The organism is Atlantibacter sp. RC6, from assembly GCF_014193285.1.
In the GTDB taxonomy this organism is placed as follows: Bacteria; Pseudomonadota; Gammaproteobacteria; order Enterobacterales; family Enterobacteriaceae; genus Atlantibacter.
The window spans coordinates 19,183-35,575 of the sequence record NZ_JACHZE010000001.1 but is presented as its reverse complement, the minus strand read 5'-3'; the positions used below and the strand labels follow the sequence as shown (position 1 = coordinate 35,575).

At 60.1% G+C, this 16,393-nt stretch carries 12 protein-coding genes; 5 read left to right on the top strand and 7 right to left on the bottom strand.

Annotated elements, in window-relative coordinates:
* Nucleotide 1: 1 nt before the first annotated feature.
* The 7 genes from FHW74_RS00155 to FHW74_RS00125 all read right to left on the bottom strand — a co-directional run bounded on the left by FHW74_RS00155 (nucleotide 2) and on the right by FHW74_RS00125 (nucleotide 7,510).
* Nucleotides 2–1,489 carry an FGGY family carbohydrate kinase gene (locus tag FHW74_RS00155; RefSeq protein WP_183168581.1) on the bottom strand — a complete coding sequence of 496 codons (1,488 nt, stop codon included), beginning with the start codon at nucleotides 1,487–1,489 and terminating at the stop codon, nucleotides 2–4.
* A 2-nt stretch (nucleotides 1,490–1,491) separates the two neighbouring features.
* Nucleotides 1,492–2,436, bottom strand: a complete 945-nt coding sequence (locus tag FHW74_RS00150; RefSeq protein WP_183168580.1) for a transketolase family protein — start codon at nucleotides 2,434–2,436, stop codon at nucleotides 1,492–1,494.
* Nucleotides 2,429–3,259, bottom strand: a complete 831-nt coding sequence (locus tag FHW74_RS00145; protein ID WP_183168579.1) for a transketolase — start codon at nucleotides 3,257–3,259, stop codon at nucleotides 2,429–2,431. The genes FHW74_RS00150 and FHW74_RS00145 overlap by 8 nt, the downstream gene beginning before the upstream one ends.
* An 87-nt stretch (nucleotides 3,260–3,346) precedes the next feature.
* Nucleotides 3,347–4,447: an ABC transporter permease gene (locus FHW74_RS00140; protein ID WP_161660190.1), complete on the bottom strand. Its 1,101-nt coding sequence runs from the start codon at nucleotides 4,445–4,447 to the stop codon at nucleotides 3,347–3,349.
* A 1-nt stretch (nucleotide 4,448) separates the two neighbouring features.
* Nucleotides 4,449–5,963, bottom strand: coding sequence for a sugar ABC transporter ATP-binding protein (locus FHW74_RS00135; RefSeq protein ID WP_183168578.1), 1,515 nt, complete (start codon nucleotides 5,961–5,963; stop codon nucleotides 4,449–4,451).
* The gene (locus FHW74_RS00130; protein ID WP_183168577.1) at nucleotides 5,963–6,556 is read right to left on the bottom strand and encodes a DUF2291 family protein; all 594 of its coding nucleotides are present in this window, start codon (nucleotides 6,554–6,556) and stop codon (nucleotides 5,963–5,965) included. The genes FHW74_RS00135 and FHW74_RS00130 overlap by 1 nt, the downstream gene beginning before the upstream one ends.
* A 12-nt stretch (nucleotides 6,557–6,568) precedes the next feature.
* The gene (locus FHW74_RS00125) at nucleotides 6,569–7,510 is read right to left on the bottom strand and encodes a D-ribose ABC transporter substrate-binding protein (protein WP_183168576.1); all 942 of its coding nucleotides are present in this window, start codon (nucleotides 7,508–7,510) and stop codon (nucleotides 6,569–6,571) included.
* A 207-nt stretch (nucleotides 7,511–7,717) separates the two neighbouring features.
* Between FHW74_RS00125 and FHW74_RS00120 the strand changes: the two genes are divergently transcribed.
* From FHW74_RS00120 to FHW74_RS00100, 5 genes are all read left to right on the top strand, one after another.
* Nucleotides 7,718–8,662: a sugar-binding transcriptional regulator gene (locus FHW74_RS00120; protein WP_183168575.1), complete on the top strand. Its 945-nt coding sequence runs from the start codon at nucleotides 7,718–7,720 to the stop codon at nucleotides 8,660–8,662.
* 196 nt (nucleotides 8,663–8,858) lie between these two features.
* Nucleotides 8,859–9,962, top strand: a complete 1,104-nt coding sequence (locus FHW74_RS00115) for a cobalamin-independent methionine synthase II family protein (RefSeq protein WP_183168574.1) — start codon at nucleotides 8,859–8,861, stop codon at nucleotides 9,960–9,962.
* A 274-nt stretch (nucleotides 9,963–10,236) separates the two neighbouring features.
* Nucleotides 10,237–12,048 (top strand): allophanate hydrolase, encoded by a 1,812-nt coding sequence (atzF, locus tag FHW74_RS00110; protein ID WP_221192209.1) that lies wholly within the window; start codon nucleotides 10,237–10,239, stop codon nucleotides 12,046–12,048.
* A gap of 10 nt (nucleotides 12,049–12,058) precedes the next feature.
* The gene (gene uca / locus FHW74_RS00105; protein ID WP_183168573.1) at nucleotides 12,059–15,676 is read left to right on the top strand and encodes an urea carboxylase; all 3,618 of its coding nucleotides are present in this window, start codon (nucleotides 12,059–12,061) and stop codon (nucleotides 15,674–15,676) included.
* A complete protein-coding gene (locus FHW74_RS00100) occupies nucleotides 15,658–16,359 on the top strand; it encodes a GntR family transcriptional regulator (protein WP_183168572.1) in 702 nt (233 codons plus the stop codon). The genes uca and FHW74_RS00100 overlap by 19 nt, the downstream gene beginning before the upstream one ends.
* The last annotated feature ends 34 nt before the right edge of the window (nucleotides 16,360–16,393 follow it).

The following is a 16,393-nucleotide window of genomic DNA, read 5'->3' as shown; positions in this document are numbered from 1 at the left end:
ATTATTTGGGCTGAAAGCGGCAGCGCGCCACGGCTTCAAGCCACTGTTTATAGTTTTGTTGCATCTGTTGTTTAGCCGCGGGCTGCGGTTCAATACGTTCGCCGTGGCTCACCAGCGCCGCTGGCGTTTCATCCTGCCACCAGCCCAGCGCTTTGCCGGCGAGCAGCGCGGCGCCCAGCGCCGAGACTTCGGCAGCAGGCTGAATAATTAACGGTCGTTGTAAAACGTCGGCCTGCAACTGCATCAGCCAGCGGTTCTGGGTGGCGGTGCCGTCAACGCACAGCGTTTCCAGCGGCTGACCGCAGGCCTGCTCCATGGCGAAAAACACATCGGCGATTTGATACACCACCGATTCCAGCGCGGCGCGGGCCAGTACCGCTGGCGTGGCGGCGTCGGTTAAACCGCAGATCGTGCCGCGCGCCTGAAGATCCCACCAGGGCGCGCCAAGGCCCGACAGCGCCGGAACGTAATAGACGCCCTGGTTATCCGGCACCGACTGCGCAAGCGCGGTCAGCTCCTCTGGGTTGTTAATCCCGATCATCCGCCCGAGCCAGGCCGCGCCGGAGCCGGTATGGGTGATATTGCCTTCCAGCGCAAAGGCGCGTTCGCCATCATGCCAGGCAAGCGTGGTGCTCAGGCGATTATCCCGGGACACCGGTTCCGGTATCGAAAACATCAATGACGATCCGGTGCCGTAGGTGGCTTTCACCACATTGCCGCAGGCGCGGCGCTGGGCGTACAGCGCGGCGTGGGAATCGCCAATAAGTGACAGGATCGGCGTGCCCGCCGGTACGCCGGGAATAAACCCGACCTGCACTTCGCCGTGCAAACCGCTCGACGGCCTGACCTCCGCCAGCGCGGCGCGCGGTACGTTAAACAGCGCCAGCAATTGCTGATCCCACTGGCCCTGATAGATATTGAAAAGCTGGGTGCGCGAGGCATTGGCGTAATCGGTAGTGAACGCGCGCCCCCCGGTAAACTGCCAGTTCAGCCAGCTATCGATAGTCCCGATACACAACTCGCCGCGTTCGGCGCGCGCCACGCCGTCCGGCAGGGCATCCAGCAGGGCGCTGATTTTCGCTGCCGGGAACAGCGGGTCCACCGGCAATCCGGTTAGTCGGGTAATCAGCGCGTCATGGCCCTGGGCCTGAAGTTCAGCGCAGCGCGCTTGCGAGCGGCGGTCCTGCCAACTCACCACCGGGGTGAGCGGCTGGCCGTCGGCGCGCTGCCAAATCAACACCGATTCACGCTGATTGCTGATGGCGATCCCGGCGACCTGCACCGGGCCCGCCTGCTGCAAACAGCCGTTTATCGCCTCGACCGTCGCCTGCCAGATCGCCATGGGGTCTTGCTCGGCAAGGCCGGGAGCAGGGTGGCGGATTTCCACGCCCACGCCGCCGCGCCCGACGATTTGCCCTTCGCGGTTGACCGCCACCGCTTTGGCGTTGGTTGTGCCCTCATCAATCGCGAGAATTATTGGGCTCGACATGGTTATGCTCCTTCACACAGCGCAGTGGCTTTGCGTACCACACCCGCGGCGTCAATACCGTGATGGGCGCGCATATCCTTACGATCGGCGGCGATGGCATACCCGCCGTCGGCAATGCCCAGCCGGGTCAGCGGGATGGCGCAACCGGCTTCCGCCAGCACTTCCGCCACCAGGCTGCCGACGCCGCCGTTAACATTGTGCTCTTCCACGGTGATCACCCGGCGGGATTTTTGCAGCGCCGCCAGCAGTTGCGCGGTATCGCATGGGCGAATCGACGGCACGTTGATCACCGCCGCATCGATGCCCTGGTCCGCCAGGGTCGCGGCGGCGCTGACGATCTCATGCACCGTGGAGCCCATCGCCACCAGCGCCACGTCTGCGCCTTCGCGCAGCACATCTATGGCGCCCGGTTTAAAGGCGTAATCACCGTCGTGCAGCTCCGGCAGCGCTTTACCGTCGAGGCGGATATACACCGGGCCAACGTGATCCAGCGCGTAATCGATAATCTGGCGGCACTCTACCGGGCAGGAAGGCGCGTAGATTTCGATATTGCCGAACCCGCGCAGCACCGCGATGTCATCAATACTGTGGTGGGTACTGGCCAGCGGGCCGTAGCTGGCCCCGGCGTTCAGGCCGAACAGTTTGACGTTGCTGTTGTTGTAGCAGACATCCACTTTAATCTGCTCGTTGGCGCGCGAAATCAAAAACGGCGCGGCGTTACAGGTGACGGCGATTTTGCCGCCCATCGACAGCCCCACGGCGGCGCCCACCAGGGTTTGCTCGGCGATGCCGACGTTCACCAGCCGGTCCGGGAACTGTTTCATAAACGGCGAGATTTTGGCGGTGGAGGTGGAGTCCGCTACCACCGGCACCAGATCGACACCGCGTTCTACCGCGTCGATAAACGCATTCACCATCACCGTTGCCAGATGTTCGCTATTACTCATCTTTCAGTTCCTCCAGAGCCAGTTCCACTTCTTCACCCTTCGGCACCCGGTGGTGCCACTCCGCGCGTCCCTGAATAAACGACACGCCCGCACCCTTGGTGGTATTAGCGATAATCACGTGCGGCTTGCCGCCCGGTTTCAGTCCTTCAATAGTGGTCACCACGTCCTGCATGTCGTTGCCGTTGCACTGGGTCACTGCCATGCCGAACGCGCGCCATTTTTCATCCAGCGGATCGGTGTTGAGAATATCCTTGGTTAAACCCGCCAGCTGTAAGTTGTTTTTATCGTTAATAATGATCAGGTTATCGAGCTGATAATGCGCCGCCACCAGCGCTGCTTCCCAGTTGCTGCCTTCCGCCAGTTCGCCATCGCCGGTGACCACGAACACCCGGCGCGGGTTGTTACTGCGTTTGGCCGCCAGCGCAATGCCCACTGCCACCGGTAACCCGTGGCCGAGTGCGCCGGTATTCAGCTCCACGCCCGGGGTTTTATGCTTCACCGGGTGGCCGGGCAGGTGAGAGTCGGCGTGCTGATAGGTCGACAACCACTCCACCGGAATAAACCCGGCTTCCGCCAGCACGCAGTAATAGCCGCCCACCGCGTGGCCTTTGGACTGGATATAAATATCGCGCTGGTCGCTGTTGGCTAATTCCGGCGAGCAGTTCATCACCCGGAAATAGAGCGCGGTGAGGATCTCAACCTGAGAGAGATCGGCCCCGGTATGCCCGCCTGCCGGGCTGTTAGCGTTAAGCGTAATGATGCGACGGCGCACCGCCCGGGCTTTCTTTTCCAGATCCGCAACCGACAATGAAAACGGATTCATAGGCTTACCTCTTGCATTAAAAATCATATATGAATATTTATTCGATAAGGGTAAAAAAAATCGCCTTTCGAACGAATCTGTGACGCGCTACGCTTTTGCGCTGCCTTCCATCGCGGCTTTCTGGGCCACCACGGCGGCTTTCTGCTGCATCCGGTTTTGCATCTGGTCGATAATCACCGCCACAATAATCACGATCCCTTTGATCACCATCTGCCAGAACTCGCTGACGCCCATCATCACCAGGCCATCAGCCAGGAAGCCAATCACGAATGCGCCGACCAGGGTGCCTAAAATCGTGCCGCGTCCGCCTGCCAGCGAGGTTCCGCCGAGCACCACCGCCGCGATAGCGTTCATCTCAAAGGCGGTACCGTTGGCCGGGTGGCTTGCCACCAGCTGCGCGGAGACCACAATCCCGGCGATAGCGGCGCAGAAGCCAGAGAGGGTGTAGACCCAAATTTTGACCTGTTTGACTTTCACGCCGGAGAGTTCGGCAGCGCGCTCGTTATCGCCGATGGCGTAAACATGGCGGCCAAAGGGCAGGCGACGGGCGACGTAGGCGATGGCAATCGCCAGCACGATCATCATCCAGATGGCCCAGGGCATACCGAGGAAGTTACCCGCGCCGATCTCGTCGAAACCGGTGTTGCCCAACTGCGGGTTACCCGAGAGGCCGGGGAAGGTTTCGCCTCCCGACGTCAGCATCGCCGCGCCGCGCAGCACGTACATGGTGCCGAGGGTGCAGATAAACGGGGCCACGTTATAGCGGGTAATAATCCAGCCGTTGGTTGCGCCAATCAGCCCGCCAATCAGCAGCACTAACGGCACAATCACCCACACGCTGGGGAAAATGGCGATGCCGAACATCGGCAGCACAATGCCTTTGGTGATCAGCCACCCGGCGATCATCCCGCACAGCCCAAGGGTTGCGCCGATGGACAGGTCAATGCCCGCGGTGATAATCACAAAGGTGATGCCCAGCGCCAGGAACGCATTGATGGCGATGTGTTTAATCATGATCACCATACTGCCCATGGCGAGGAAATCCGGCACCATGATGGAGAAAAAGCCGACTATCAAAAACAGCGCTATAAAGGTGCGCAGCTTTAACAGCAGCAGGAGGATATTTTCCCGCGAACTGAATAGCGAGGCGGGTCTTGCGTTAAGCGCGACTGTCTCATTCGTTTTCATATCAGAACCCTTGTGCACTAGCAGAAACCAATGCCGACTCTTCGGCGTTTTCACGGGGAATATCAGCGGTCACCTTGCCGCCGGACATCACCAGGATGCGGTCCGACACCGCCATAATTTCTTTCAGATCCGAGGTGGAAAACACCACCGCGATGCCCTGTTCGGAGAGCTGCACCATCATGCGGAATACGTCGGCTTTGGCGCCCACGTCGATACCGCGCGTCGGTTCATCCAGCAGCAGCAGCTTCGGGTTGGTGAGCAGCGAGCGGCCAATCACCACTTTTTGCTGGTTGCCGCCGCTCAGCGCCTGAATTTCCACCTCCGGCGAGGAGACCTTAATCGACAAATTGCCGATGGTGGTCGCCACCACCTGTTCTTCATCGCGCCGGGAAATGGCGAACCCGCTCTGCAAGCGCCGCCACAGGCTGGCGATGGTCAGGTTGCTGGCTACCGACGAAATGGGGAAGATACCGGTGCGTTTGCGGTCTTCCGGCACCAGACTCATCCCCATGCGGATGCGCTCCGCCGTTGACAAGCGCGGCGGCACCGGTTTGCTGTCCAGCCACAGTTTGCCGAGGTAATTGCGGTTGGTGCCGAGCAGGCACTCGAACAGTTCGGTGCGCCCCGCGCCCATTAGCCCGTAAATGCCGACGATTTCCCCGGCGCGCACGTTAAACGTCACGTCGTCTACTACCGCATTGCCGGAGGCGTTGACGCAGGTGATGTGCTCCGCCTCCAGCACCGGCGCGCCAAACTGGCGGCCCGGCGTCAAAAAGCTGGACACCGGCTCACTGCCGAGCATTTCCCGCACGATCCACGGCACGTCGATGTCGCTGACCTGGGCCTCGGCCTGGAATTTGCCGTCGCGCAGAATGGTGATCACATCGCCAATCGCCATCAACTCTTCCAGACGGTGGGAGATATAGATGATGGACACGCCCTGGCGGGTTAGCTCGCGGATCACCCGGAACAGGATCTCCACTTCGGTTTTACTCAGCGCCGAAGTGGGCTCGTCGAGGATTAAAATATCCGCGTCTTCCGCCAGCGCCTTGGCGATCTCCACCAGTTGCTGCTGGCCGACTTTCAGGTTCGCCACCTGCTCGTTGGGCGAGATCGGCTGGTCGAGACGTTTAAGCAGTTCCGCGCTGCGCTGGATCTGGGTCGCTTCGTCAATCGGCTTCAGCCCCTGTTGCAGTTCGCGGCCCAGAAAGATGTTTTCCGCCACGGTCAGGTTCTCAAACAGGTTGAGTTCCTGATGCACCATGCCGATGCCGTGAGCGGCGGCGTCGCGGGTATTGGCGAAATGCACCGGCTTGCCGTTGAGCTCGATAGTGCCGGTGCTGGGCTGCTGTACCCCGGCGAGAATTTTCATCAGCGTGGATTTGCCCGCGCCGTTCTCGCCGATAATCACATTCACTTTGCCGCGCCAGACGTTGTAATCGACGTTATCCAGCGCCACGGTGCCGGGGAACAGCATCGACACCCCGCGGGTGCGCAAAACAATCGGATCCTGCATTATTTCGCTCCCTTCTGGATATCCAGCGCCACGGCGTCAGACAGCACGCCATCTTTGAGATTTCCGGCAATCAGCATGGTCACCGGCTGCTGCTGCCAGGCTGCGTCAACTGGCGGGAGGTGTTTTACCGCTTCGCGGTTATAGGCTTTAGAAAGCTGAGCAAACTGGACCTGGTTGGTGAAATCCTCAAATTTAAAACCGGCGGCGTCGCGCACCGCATTGCCTCTGATTAGCGGCCCAATCTGGACCTCCAGCGGCTTATTGTTCAACGTCACGGTCACTGACCGTTCACGTTCATTGGTTAAATCGACTTTTTCGATGTTGCTGTGCAGGCGCACAAACACGCTTTGCGGCGTCGGGCTGTTTGGCAGCGTCGCGGCATCCAGCGCATGGTCGCGCGCCGGGGCGCTGACCCGGCTGTCCCATGTTTGTTGCGCTATCTGCGCGGGTGTCATATTGGCGAAACTCGCTTTCGCGTTGGGATCTGGCGGAATGATCGGTTTACCATTCTCGTCCAGATCCACCACCCGGCAGGCAGTCAGCAACAGGGTACTGCAACACAATACGCCAATACCCCATTGTTTCAACGACATACAACCTCCGGCTTAGTTGCTCAGTTTGAAGGTGTTCAGTTTGGATGCGTTGGAATCGTCAATCAGCACGCAGTCCATCAACTGTTTTTCCTGCTCTTTGGCTTTGCCGTTTTTCAGGTAGTAATCCGCCTGAACTACCGCCATTTGCGCCTGCTCCCAGCCCGGTTGCAGAACCGTGGCTTTAATATTGCTGCCGGCTTTAATCGAATCGCGCACATAGTCGCTGCCGTCGAAGCCCACCACGATAACGTTGGTTTTACCCGCCGCTTTCAGTGCCGCTTCTGCGCCCAGCGCCATGGTGTCGTTGCCGGAAATCACGCCGACGATGTCCGGCTGGGTTTGCAGGATGGCTTCCATACGGTTGAAGGCTTCGGTCTGGCTCCAGTTGGCGGTCTGCTGGGCCACCATTTTCATGTCCGGGTAGTCGTCGAGAATGTCGTGATAGCCCTGGGAGCGCACGTGGGCGTTGGTGTCCGACTGGCGGCCCAGCAGCTCAACGTATTTGCCTTTGCCGTCGAGCAGTTTGGCGAATTTCTCTGCGGCCAGCTGCGCGCCCTGATAGTTGTTAGACACAATCTGCGCCACCGCGACGCCGGTTTTGTTGATTTCCCGGTCGATCAGGAACGCCGGAACGCCCGCGGCTTTGGCTTTTTCCAGCGGGCCGACGGTCGCGTCCGCCCCGGCGTTATCGAGAATGATCGCTTTGGCTTTACGGGCGATGGCCGTCTCAATCAGCTGGTTCTGCTTGTTCACATCATCGTCATGAGAAGCCACCAGCGTGGTGTAGCCGAGCTCTTTGGCTTTTGCGGCAGCGCCGTCCGCTTCCGCTTTAAAGAACGGGTTGTCGTGTGAAGGGGTGATGATGGCAATCAGTCCGTTGTCAGCGGCATAGAGGTTGGCAGAAGCCGCAAACAGCGCAGCCACTAAGGAGGCTTTCAGTAGGGTATGTTTCATTTTTATCTCCACATTGAATATATATTCAAGCATGATTTATTATTCAATGTAACCATATGCCCCGAAATGGCATCTGTCTACGGTCTGGTCAGCGAAATGATGAAAAGGCGAAAGCGATCACAATTTGTTCACTTATCCGTCAAAAAGTGACCTTACTTGTTATTTATTCGGTCTTGAATAAAAATACAGAGGGACTCAGGAGGTGCTATGTCGAAACAGGATGAACAACGGCTACTGGTGAAAATCGCCACGCTCTATTATGTCGATGGAATGAAGCAATCTGAAATTGCTGGCCTTCTGCAGCTTTCGCAGTCATTTGTCTCGCGCGCCATCACCCGCTGCCAGAAAGAGGGGGTGGTGAAAATCAGCGTCATCCAACCGCCCAATATTTTTCTGTCGCTGGAGCATGCGCTGGAGCAGAAATACGGCATCCGTCAGGCGATTGTGGTGGATGTGGATGAACCGGCATCCGCTACGCAAATCAAACACGCCATCGGCAGCGCCGCCGCGCACTACGTGGAAACGCGGCTGCGGCCTGATGATTTAGTGGGGATCTCCTCCTGGAGCAGCACCATTCGCGCCATGGTGGATGAGCTGCACCCGCAGAGCATCAAAGCGCGCGGCGTGATCCAGTTGCTGGGCGGCGTTGGGCCGAACGGCAACGTGCAGGCGACCATTTTGACCCAGAATCTCGCGGCGCAACTGGGCTGCCAGGCCTGGCTGTTACCCTCGCAAAGCATCGAACACTCCGTTGAAGAGCGCGCCCGGCTGGTGTCGAGCGATGACGTGGCGGAAGTGGTGCGCAAATTTAGCGAAGTGGACGTGGCGATCCTCGGCATCGGCGATCTTGAGCCGTCGCAACTGCTGAAAAATTCCGGCAACTACTATGGCGAAGCCATGCTGAAAACCCTGGCGGCGCGCGGCGCAGTGGGGGATATTTGCCTGCATTACTACAATGCCGAGGGCGAACCGGTGCTTAGCAAAGAAGAAGACCCGGTGATCGGCATGGAGCTTAGCCAGGTGCGCGACTGCCCGCACGTGGTGGCGCTGGCGGGCGGCACTGAAAAGGTCAACGCCATTCGCGGCGCGCTGAACGGCAATTACATCGATGTGCTGATAACCGATTATCCCACCGCGCGCCAGCTCGCCTGACACCTCAGGGGCATCCCACCGGATGCCCTGAACACGCGTCATCCAACGTGAATTTTTCTCATGTGCCATGAATTTTCTTCGTTTGCACAACCTGCCGCTGCGTGACACTCTCAATGCATCTAGCCGTCCAGATGGCTAAATCTTCATAATGCGAACAATCACCCTGGGCAATTATCTTCAGGGTCAAGGAGACACCATGCAACGCCAGCTTCCCCCGTACCGCGCCGATGTTGTCGGCAGCTTTTTACGCCCCGACGCGATCAAAACCGCCCGCGAACAGTTCGCCCGTGGCGATATTAATGCCGCCCAATTGCGCCAGGTCGAAAACGACGCCATCCGCGCCTGTGTTGAAGAGCAGTGCGCCTGCGGGCTGACGGTGGTGACCGATGGCGAATTCCGCCGCGCCTGGTGGCATCTTGATTTCTTTGCCGCCTTGCAGGGCGTCGAGCTGGTGGAAGTTAACCAGGGGATTCAGTTCTCCGGCATCCAGACCAAAGCCCAGAGCGTGCGCGTCACGGGCAAAGTGGCGTTTGGCAACCATCCGATGCTGGAAGATTTCCGATTTCTGAAAAGCGTCAGCGGCAACGCCGAGCCGAAAATGACTATTCCCAGCCCGAGCGTACTGCATTTTCGCGGCGGCGCGGCGGCGATTGACCGTAACGTCTACCCGAACCTGGATGACTACTTCGCCGATCTCGCCGTGACCTGGCGTGACGCCATTCGCGCTTTCTACGACGCGGGCTGTCGTTACCTGCAACTCGACGACACCGTCTGGGCTTACCTGTGCTCTGATGAACAACGCCAGCAGATCCGCGATCGCTGCGAAGACCCCGACCAGCTGGCGCAGATTTATGCCCGGGTGCTTAACCAGGCGCTGGAAGGCAAACCGGACGATCTGACCATCGGCCTGCACGTTTGCCGTGGCAACTTCCGCTCCAGTTGGATTGCCGAAGGCGGCTATGAGCCGGTGGCGGAAGTGCTGTTTGGCACTGTCAACGTTGACGCATTTTTCCTTGAATACGATAACGACCGCTCCGGCGATTTCTCTCCGCTGCGCTTTATCCGTCCGGGCAAACAGCAGGTGGTATTAGGCTTGATCACCACTAAAAACGGCGAACTGGAGAACCGCGAGCAGATCAAAGCGCGCCTGAAAGAAGCGTCACAGTATGTGGATCTGAACCAGGTTTGCCTCAGCCCGCAGTGCGGATTTGCGTCAACGGAAGAGGGCAACGCCATTACCCCTGCCGAGCAGTGGAATAAAGTCCGTCTGGTAACGGATATTGCCGCAGAAGTATGGTGATTATCGTAATAAGTTATTGCTGTTAATTACCCGCCATCATAAAAACTTATATCCGCCTGTTCGCGCAGGCGGATATTTTTTTATTTGCTCTTTAACTGCACGCCTTTAATGCAGGCTTGCACCAAAATGTTGTGATTTATTTTTCACATCATTAATACAATACGCAATTAGAGAGTTTAAATTAATTAACTTATTGATATTAATATAATTATAAATATTGGCATCACAATTGCTTTATTTCTCCCATCTTGTATACCAGTTGGGATGCCAGCCAATGATGCCACTTCGTTCTTCGCCCGGTGTAATGACCATTGATGAATGGAAACAATTCTGTTCTCACTCCGTCGATGCCTTATCAGATATTTATCGCCAGCTTATTAATGGATTCGATAAACAAGATACTGCCTGGATTAGCTGCGCCAGCGAGGAATTAATTAGTGCGCAAATCGCTCAATTAGCCGCAGGGCTGAAACAGGGCAAAAACCCGCACGATTTCGCGCTGTGGGGCGTACCCTTCGCGGTAAAAGACAATATCGACGTCGCCGGGTTTGAAACCACCGCCGCCTGTCCGGCCTTTGCGTATCTGGCGGAAAAAGACGCCACCGTGGTGGCGAAGCTTAAAGCGGCGGGAGCGATTGTGGTGGGCAAAACCAACCTCGATCAGTTCGCTACCGGGCTGGTGGGCACCCGTTCACCCTATGGCGCGGTACCCAATACCTTTGATGCCCGCTACGTGAGCGGCGGCTCCAGCTCCGGTTCGGCCTCGGTGGTGGCGCGCGGTCTGGTGCCGTTTGCCCTGGGCACCGATACCGCAGGTTCAGGCCGCGTCCCGGCGGGCTTTAACAACATTGTCGGGCTGAAACCCACCAAAGGCTGGTTATCCGCGAGCGGCGTGGTGCCTGCCTGCAGGCTCAACGACACGGTGTCGGTATTCGCGCTTACCGTAGATGACGCGGCTACAGTCGCCAGCATCGCCGGCGGGTTTGACGCCGAAGACGCCTTATCGCGCCGTAACCCGTTTACCGAGCCCGCGCGCTTTAGCGCGAAGCCGCGCCTGGCGGTGCCGGATCGTCTTGAGTTCTTTGGCGACCGATTCAGTGAAGCCGCCTTTGCCAAAAGCCTGACGCGCCTCGAAGCGCTGGGCGCACAGTGCGTTCCGATTGATTTCACGCCGTTCCGCCAACTGGCCGAACAGCTTTATGCCGGGGCATGGGTGGCGGAACGCACCGTGGCGGTGGGCGATACCCTGGCGCGTTTTCCCGACGCCATGGACCCGACGGTGCGCGGTATCGTTGAGGGCGGCAAGCGCTTCAGCGCCTGCGACGCCTGGCAGGCGGAATACACCCGCGCCGCGCTGGCGCGGGATATCAACAGTGTGCTGGCCGGCTTCGACGCGCTGGTCGTCCCCACATCACCCACGATCCACACGATTGCTGAGATGGCTGAGGAGCCGGTGCGCTACAACTCGCAGTTTGGCACCTACACCAATTTTACCAACCTCGCGGATCTCAGTGCGCTGGCGCTGCCGGGGGATTTCCGTGCCGACGGATTACCGGCGGGCATTACGTTAATCGCGCCCGCCTGGCACGACGCGGCGCTGGCTGATTTCGGTCGCCTCTGGCAGCAGGCGCTGCCGCTGCCGTTAGGCGCAACGTCAAAAGCCTTACCCGTGAGCACACCGGCGGCTGCCCAGGGGTTTGTGCGCCTGGCGGTCGTGGGCGCGCACCTGCGCGGCCAGCCGCTTAACTTCCAGCTCACCACCCGCAACGCCGTCTTTGTCGAGGAAACCACCACCGACGCCAGCTATCAGCTGTATGCCCTGGCGAACACCACGCCGCCGAAGCCCGGCCTGGCGCGGGGCGACAAGGGCCAGCCGATTGTTGTGGAGCTGTGGGACGTGCCGCTGGCGCGCTTCGGCGAACTGGTGGCGGAAGTGCCTGCGCCGCTGGGCATCGGCTCGCTGACGCTACACGACGGTCGCCAGGTAAAGGGCTTTATCTGCGAGCCGTATGCCCTGGCCGACGCCACGGACATCACGTCATGGGGCGGATGGAAAGCCTGGCTCGCCCGCCATCACAGCGCCTGAGGAGAACGCCATGTTTCAACGAGTACTGATTGCCAACCGTGGCGAAATCGCCTGCCGCGCCATTCGCACCCTCAACCGCATGGGCATTGAGAGCGTGGCGGTGTATTCCGACAGCGACCGCAACGCGCCGTACGTCGCCGCCGCCACCCGGGCGATTGCCCTGGGCGGCGACAGCGCGCGGGACAGCTACCTGAATATTGATAAGATCCTCGCGGCTGCAAAGCAGAGCGGCGCAGAGGCGATTTTCCCCGGCTACGGCTTTCTCTCCGAGCGTGCGGAATTTGCCGCCGCCTGTGAAATGGCAGGTCTTGTGTTTATCGGCCCGGACGCCTCGCAAATCGCTGACTTTGGCCAGAAGCACCGCGCCCGGGCGCTGGCGGCCCAGGCGGGTTTGCCGATGACGCCCGGCACCGGGTTATTGCAAAGCCTGGAAGAGGCCTGCGAGCAGGCGACGGAAGTCGGTTTCCCGTTGATGCTGAAAACCACCGCAGGCGGTGGCGGCATCGGCCTGATGCGCTGTGAAGATATGGCGGCGCTGTGCGAAGCCTGGCAAACCGTTAAGCGGCAGGGAGCGCAGTTCTTCAGCGATGACGGCGTGTTTCTGGAGCGCTGCATTGACCGGGCGCGTCACCTTGAAGTGCAAATCTTTGGTGACGGCAAGGGTAAAGTGGTGGCCCTCGGCGAGCGTGACTGTTCGCTCCAGCGCCGCAACCAGAAAGTGCTGGAAGAAACGCCCGCGCCCAATTTGCCGCAGTCCACCCGCCAGGCGATGTTAAACGCCGCCGTGGCGCTGGGGGAATCGGTGAATTACCGCAGCGCGGGCACCGTGGAATTTATCTACGAACCGGCGCAGGACGCGTTCTATTTTCTCGAGGTCAACACCCGTCTCCAGGTGGAGCACCCGGTAACCGAAATGGTGACCGGGCTCGATCTGATCGAATGTATGGTCCGGCTGGCGGCGGCGCAACCGCTGGACTGGCAGGCCATGGCCCGCGCGCCGGGCGGCGCGGCGATTGAGGTGCGTATTTACGCCGAAGATCCGCTAAAGAACTTCCAGCCCAGCCCCGGCGTGCTTACCGAGGTTTACTTCCCGGATAATGTGCGGGTAGACGGCTGGGTCAGTACCGGTAGCGAGGTCAGCGCGTTTTATGATCCGATGATCGCCAAAATTATCGTTCACGGTCAGGATCGCCAGGATGCGCTACTGAAGCTGCGTAGCGCGCTTAACGCCACCCGGTTATCAGGTATCGCCACTAACCTGGATTATCTACGCCAGCTGGCAATGCTGCCGGAATTTAAAGCCGGGGTGATGTGGACCCGGCTGCTGGATGAGGTCAGCTATCAGGCCCACGCCATTGAAGTGCTGGAGCCGGGCACCTGGAGCAGCGTGCAGGATTATCCGGGCCGCCCCGGCTACTGGGATATCGGCGTACCGCCCTCGGGGCCGATGGACGATCTGGCGTTCCAGCTTGCCAACCGCATTGTCGGCAACCACCCGAGCGCCGCAGGGCTGGAGTTTACCCTGCAAGGCCCGACGCTGCGTTTTCACAGCGACGCGATTATCGCCCTGACCGGGGCCAGTTGTCCGGCGCTGCTGGACGACAAACCGGTAGCGTACTGGCAGCCGATCGTCATCAAAGCCGGGCAAACCCTGACGCTGGGCCGCGCTACAAGCGGCTGCCGGACCTATCTGGCGGTGCGTAACGGTATCGATGTGCCGCTGTATCTCGGCAGCCGCTCCACCTTCGCCCTCGGGCAGTTTGGCGGCCACGCCGGGCGCACCCTGAAGGTCGCCGACATTCTGGCGATTTCCCGCCCGGAACTGGCGGCCTGTACCACGCCTGCGCCGATTGCGCTGCCGCAAATGCCGGAACCGGCATTGATTCCAACCTACGGCGATACGTGGGAAATCGGCGTGCTGTATGGGCCGCATGGCGCGCCGGATTTCTTTACCCCGGAGTCGATGGAAACCTTTTTCGCCACCGAGTGGGAGGTGCATTACAACTCCAACCGCCTCGGCGTGCGCCTGAGCGGCCCGAAACCCGAATGGGCGCGCGCCGACGGCGGCGAAGCGGGCCTGCACCCGTCAAACGTTCATGACTGCGAATACGCTATCGGCGCGATTAACTTTACCGGTGATTTCCCGGTGATTTTAACCCGCGACGGCCCAAGCCTCGGCGGCTTCGTCTGCCCGGTAACCATCGCCAAAGGCGAGTTGTGGAAAGTCGGCCAGGTCAAACCCGGCGACAAAATCCGCTTCCATCCGGTGAGCTTCGCCTGGGCGCAGTCGCTGGAACTGGCGCACCAGGTGGCGGTGACCAATCTGTGCGCCGCCGGCACGCTGCCGGATATCCCGGCTTCGATACAACCCGGCGCGACCCGCAGCGCGGCGATCCTCGCCCAGTGGGAGGCGCAGGGCTCGCGTCCGGCGGTGGTGTGGCGCCAGGCGGGTGACAGCTACATCCTGATTGAATACGGCGAGAACGTACTGGATCTGGCGCTGCGCCTGCGGGTGCATCTGCTGATGGCGGCCATCCGCCAGGCGGCGATCTCCGGCGTAGAAGAACTCTCTCCCGGCGTGCGATCGCTACAGGTGCGCTACGACGGCCAGCATATCTCCCAGGCCCAGTTGATGGCGCAACTGTTGCATCTGGAAGCGTCGCTGGGTGACGTGGCGACGTTGAAAATCCCGTCGCGCATTGTTCACCTGCCCGTGGCGTTTGAAGACAGCGCCACTCTGGCGGCGGTGGAGCGCTATCAGCAAACGGTGCGCCCGGCGGCACCCTGGCTGCCCAACAACGTCGACTTTATCGCCCGCGCCAATGGCCTGAGCGACCGCGACGCGGTGCTGCGGATTATCTCCGACGCCAGCTATCTGATCCTCGGGCTGGGGGATGTCTATCTCGGCGCGCCTTGTGCGGTGCCGGTCGACCCGCGTCACCGCCTGTTAAGTTCCAAATACAACCCGGCGCGCACCTGGACCGCCGAAGGCACCGTGGGCATCGGCGGGATGTATATGTGCATCTACGGCATGGACTCGCCAGGCGGCTATCAACTGGTGGGGCGCACGCTGCCCATCTGGAACAAATTCCTGCGCAACGGCCAGTTTGGCGACGAGCCGTGGCTGCTGAAATTCTTCGACCAGGTGCGCTTCTACCCGGTCAGTGAAGAGGAATTAACCGACTTGCGCGAGGCCTTCCGGGAAGGGCGTGCCGAGGTGCGCATTGAGGAGAGCGAATTCGACTTTGCGGCGTACCAGCAGTTTCTGGCGGATAACGCCGTTGATATTGCCGCCTTCCGCGAACGCCAGCAGGCGGCGTTTAGCGAAGAAGTGGCGCGCTGGCAGAGTGAAGAAGGTGACAACGTCACGGATATCGCGCCCATCGGGGACGCTGACGACCAGCACCAGGGGCAGCGGGTCAATGCCGATCTCAACGGCAATATCTGGAAAATACTGGTTGAGCCGGGCCAGTGCGTGAAGCAGGGCGAGCCGCTGATCGTGGTCGAAGCGATGAAAATGGAACTGATGGTCTGCGCCCCGAACGACGGAACCGTCACCGCGATTGGCTGCCAGCAAGGGCGTCCGGTCGGCCCCGGCGACGCGCTGTTATGGCTGGCGGCGAGCTGATGAGCATGCTGGCCCAGGAGGGCATCGCCGGACGCGTTTACCAGCACGTCAAACAGGCGATTTTCGACTTCCAACTACTGCCGGGAGACCGGTTTAGCGAATCGGATATCGCCACCCGGGTGGGCGTCAGCCGTACCCCGGTGCGCCAGGCGCTGTACGCCCTGGAACAGGAGGGCTATCTCGACGTGCAGCCGCGCAGCGGCTGGCAGGTCAAGCCGGTGGATTTCGACGCGCTGGAAGCCTTTTACGACCTGCGGGTGGTACTGGAAAGCGAAGCGGTGCGCCGCTTATGCCAGCGACCTGATGGCGCGATCCCGGCTCTGCTTCAGGAGCTGGTGGATTTCTGGATCGATTCGCCCGCCCTGGCGGAGGGCAGCGACGTCGCGCTGTGGGATGAAGCCTTTCATATGACGCTGGTGAGCGCCGCCGGGAACCCGGAAATGGCGCGGGTACACCGCGAAGTGACCGAGAAAATTCGCATCGTGCGGCGCCTCGATTTCACCCAGGCCCCGCGCGTGGCGGCAACTTACGCCGAGCATAGCGCCATCTTGCTCGCCATTATCCACCGCGACGTAGAGGAGGCGTGTGACCGACTAACCGCGCATATCGCACAAAGCCAGAAAGAGGTTCGCAAAATTACGCTTCATATGCTGCAGCAGGCGCGGCAGGAGAAGTGTCGTTAACCCTAATCACACAGCACATTTATTGGGAGTGATC

Bases quoted from the DNA above. Each gene is read 5' to 3' on its own strand.
- FHW74_RS00125 (WP_183168576.1), bottom strand. From the start codon at position 7,510: ATGAAACATACCCTACTGAAAGCCTCCTTAGTGGCTGCGCTGTTTGCG.
- FHW74_RS00135 (WP_183168578.1), bottom strand. From the start codon at position 5,963: ATGCAGGATCCGATTGTTTTGCGCACCCGCGGGGTGTCGATGCTGTTC.
- FHW74_RS00150 (WP_183168580.1), bottom strand. From the start codon at position 2,436: ATGAGTAATAGCGAACATCTGGCAACGGTGATGGTGAATGCGTTTATC.
- FHW74_RS00100 (WP_183168572.1), top strand. From the start codon at position 15,658: ATGGCTGGCGGCGAGCTGATGAGCATGCTGGCCCAGGAGGGCATCGCC.
- atzF (WP_221192209.1), top strand. From the start codon at position 10,237: ATGATGCCACTTCGTTCTTCGCCCGGTGTAATGACCATTGATGAATGG.
- FHW74_RS00120 (WP_183168575.1), top strand. From the start codon at position 7,718: ATGTCGAAACAGGATGAACAACGGCTACTGGTGAAAATCGCCACGCTC.
- FHW74_RS00130 (WP_183168577.1), bottom strand. From the start codon at position 6,556: ATGTCGTTGAAACAATGGGGTATTGGCGTATTGTGTTGCAGTACCCTG.
- FHW74_RS00140 (WP_161660190.1), bottom strand. From the start codon at position 4,447: ATGAAAACGAATGAGACAGTCGCGCTTAACGCAAGACCCGCCTCGCTA.
- FHW74_RS00155 (WP_183168581.1), bottom strand. From the start codon at position 1,489: ATGTCGAGCCCAATAATTCTCGCGATTGATGAGGGCACAACCAACGCC.
- FHW74_RS00115 (WP_183168574.1), top strand. From the start codon at position 8,859: ATGCAACGCCAGCTTCCCCCGTACCGCGCCGATGTTGTCGGCAGCTTT.
- uca (WP_183168573.1), top strand. From the start codon at position 12,059: ATGTTTCAACGAGTACTGATTGCCAACCGTGGCGAAATCGCCTGCCGC.
- FHW74_RS00145 (WP_183168579.1), bottom strand. From the start codon at position 3,259: ATGAATCCGTTTTCATTGTCGGTTGCGGATCTGGAAAAGAAAGCCCGG.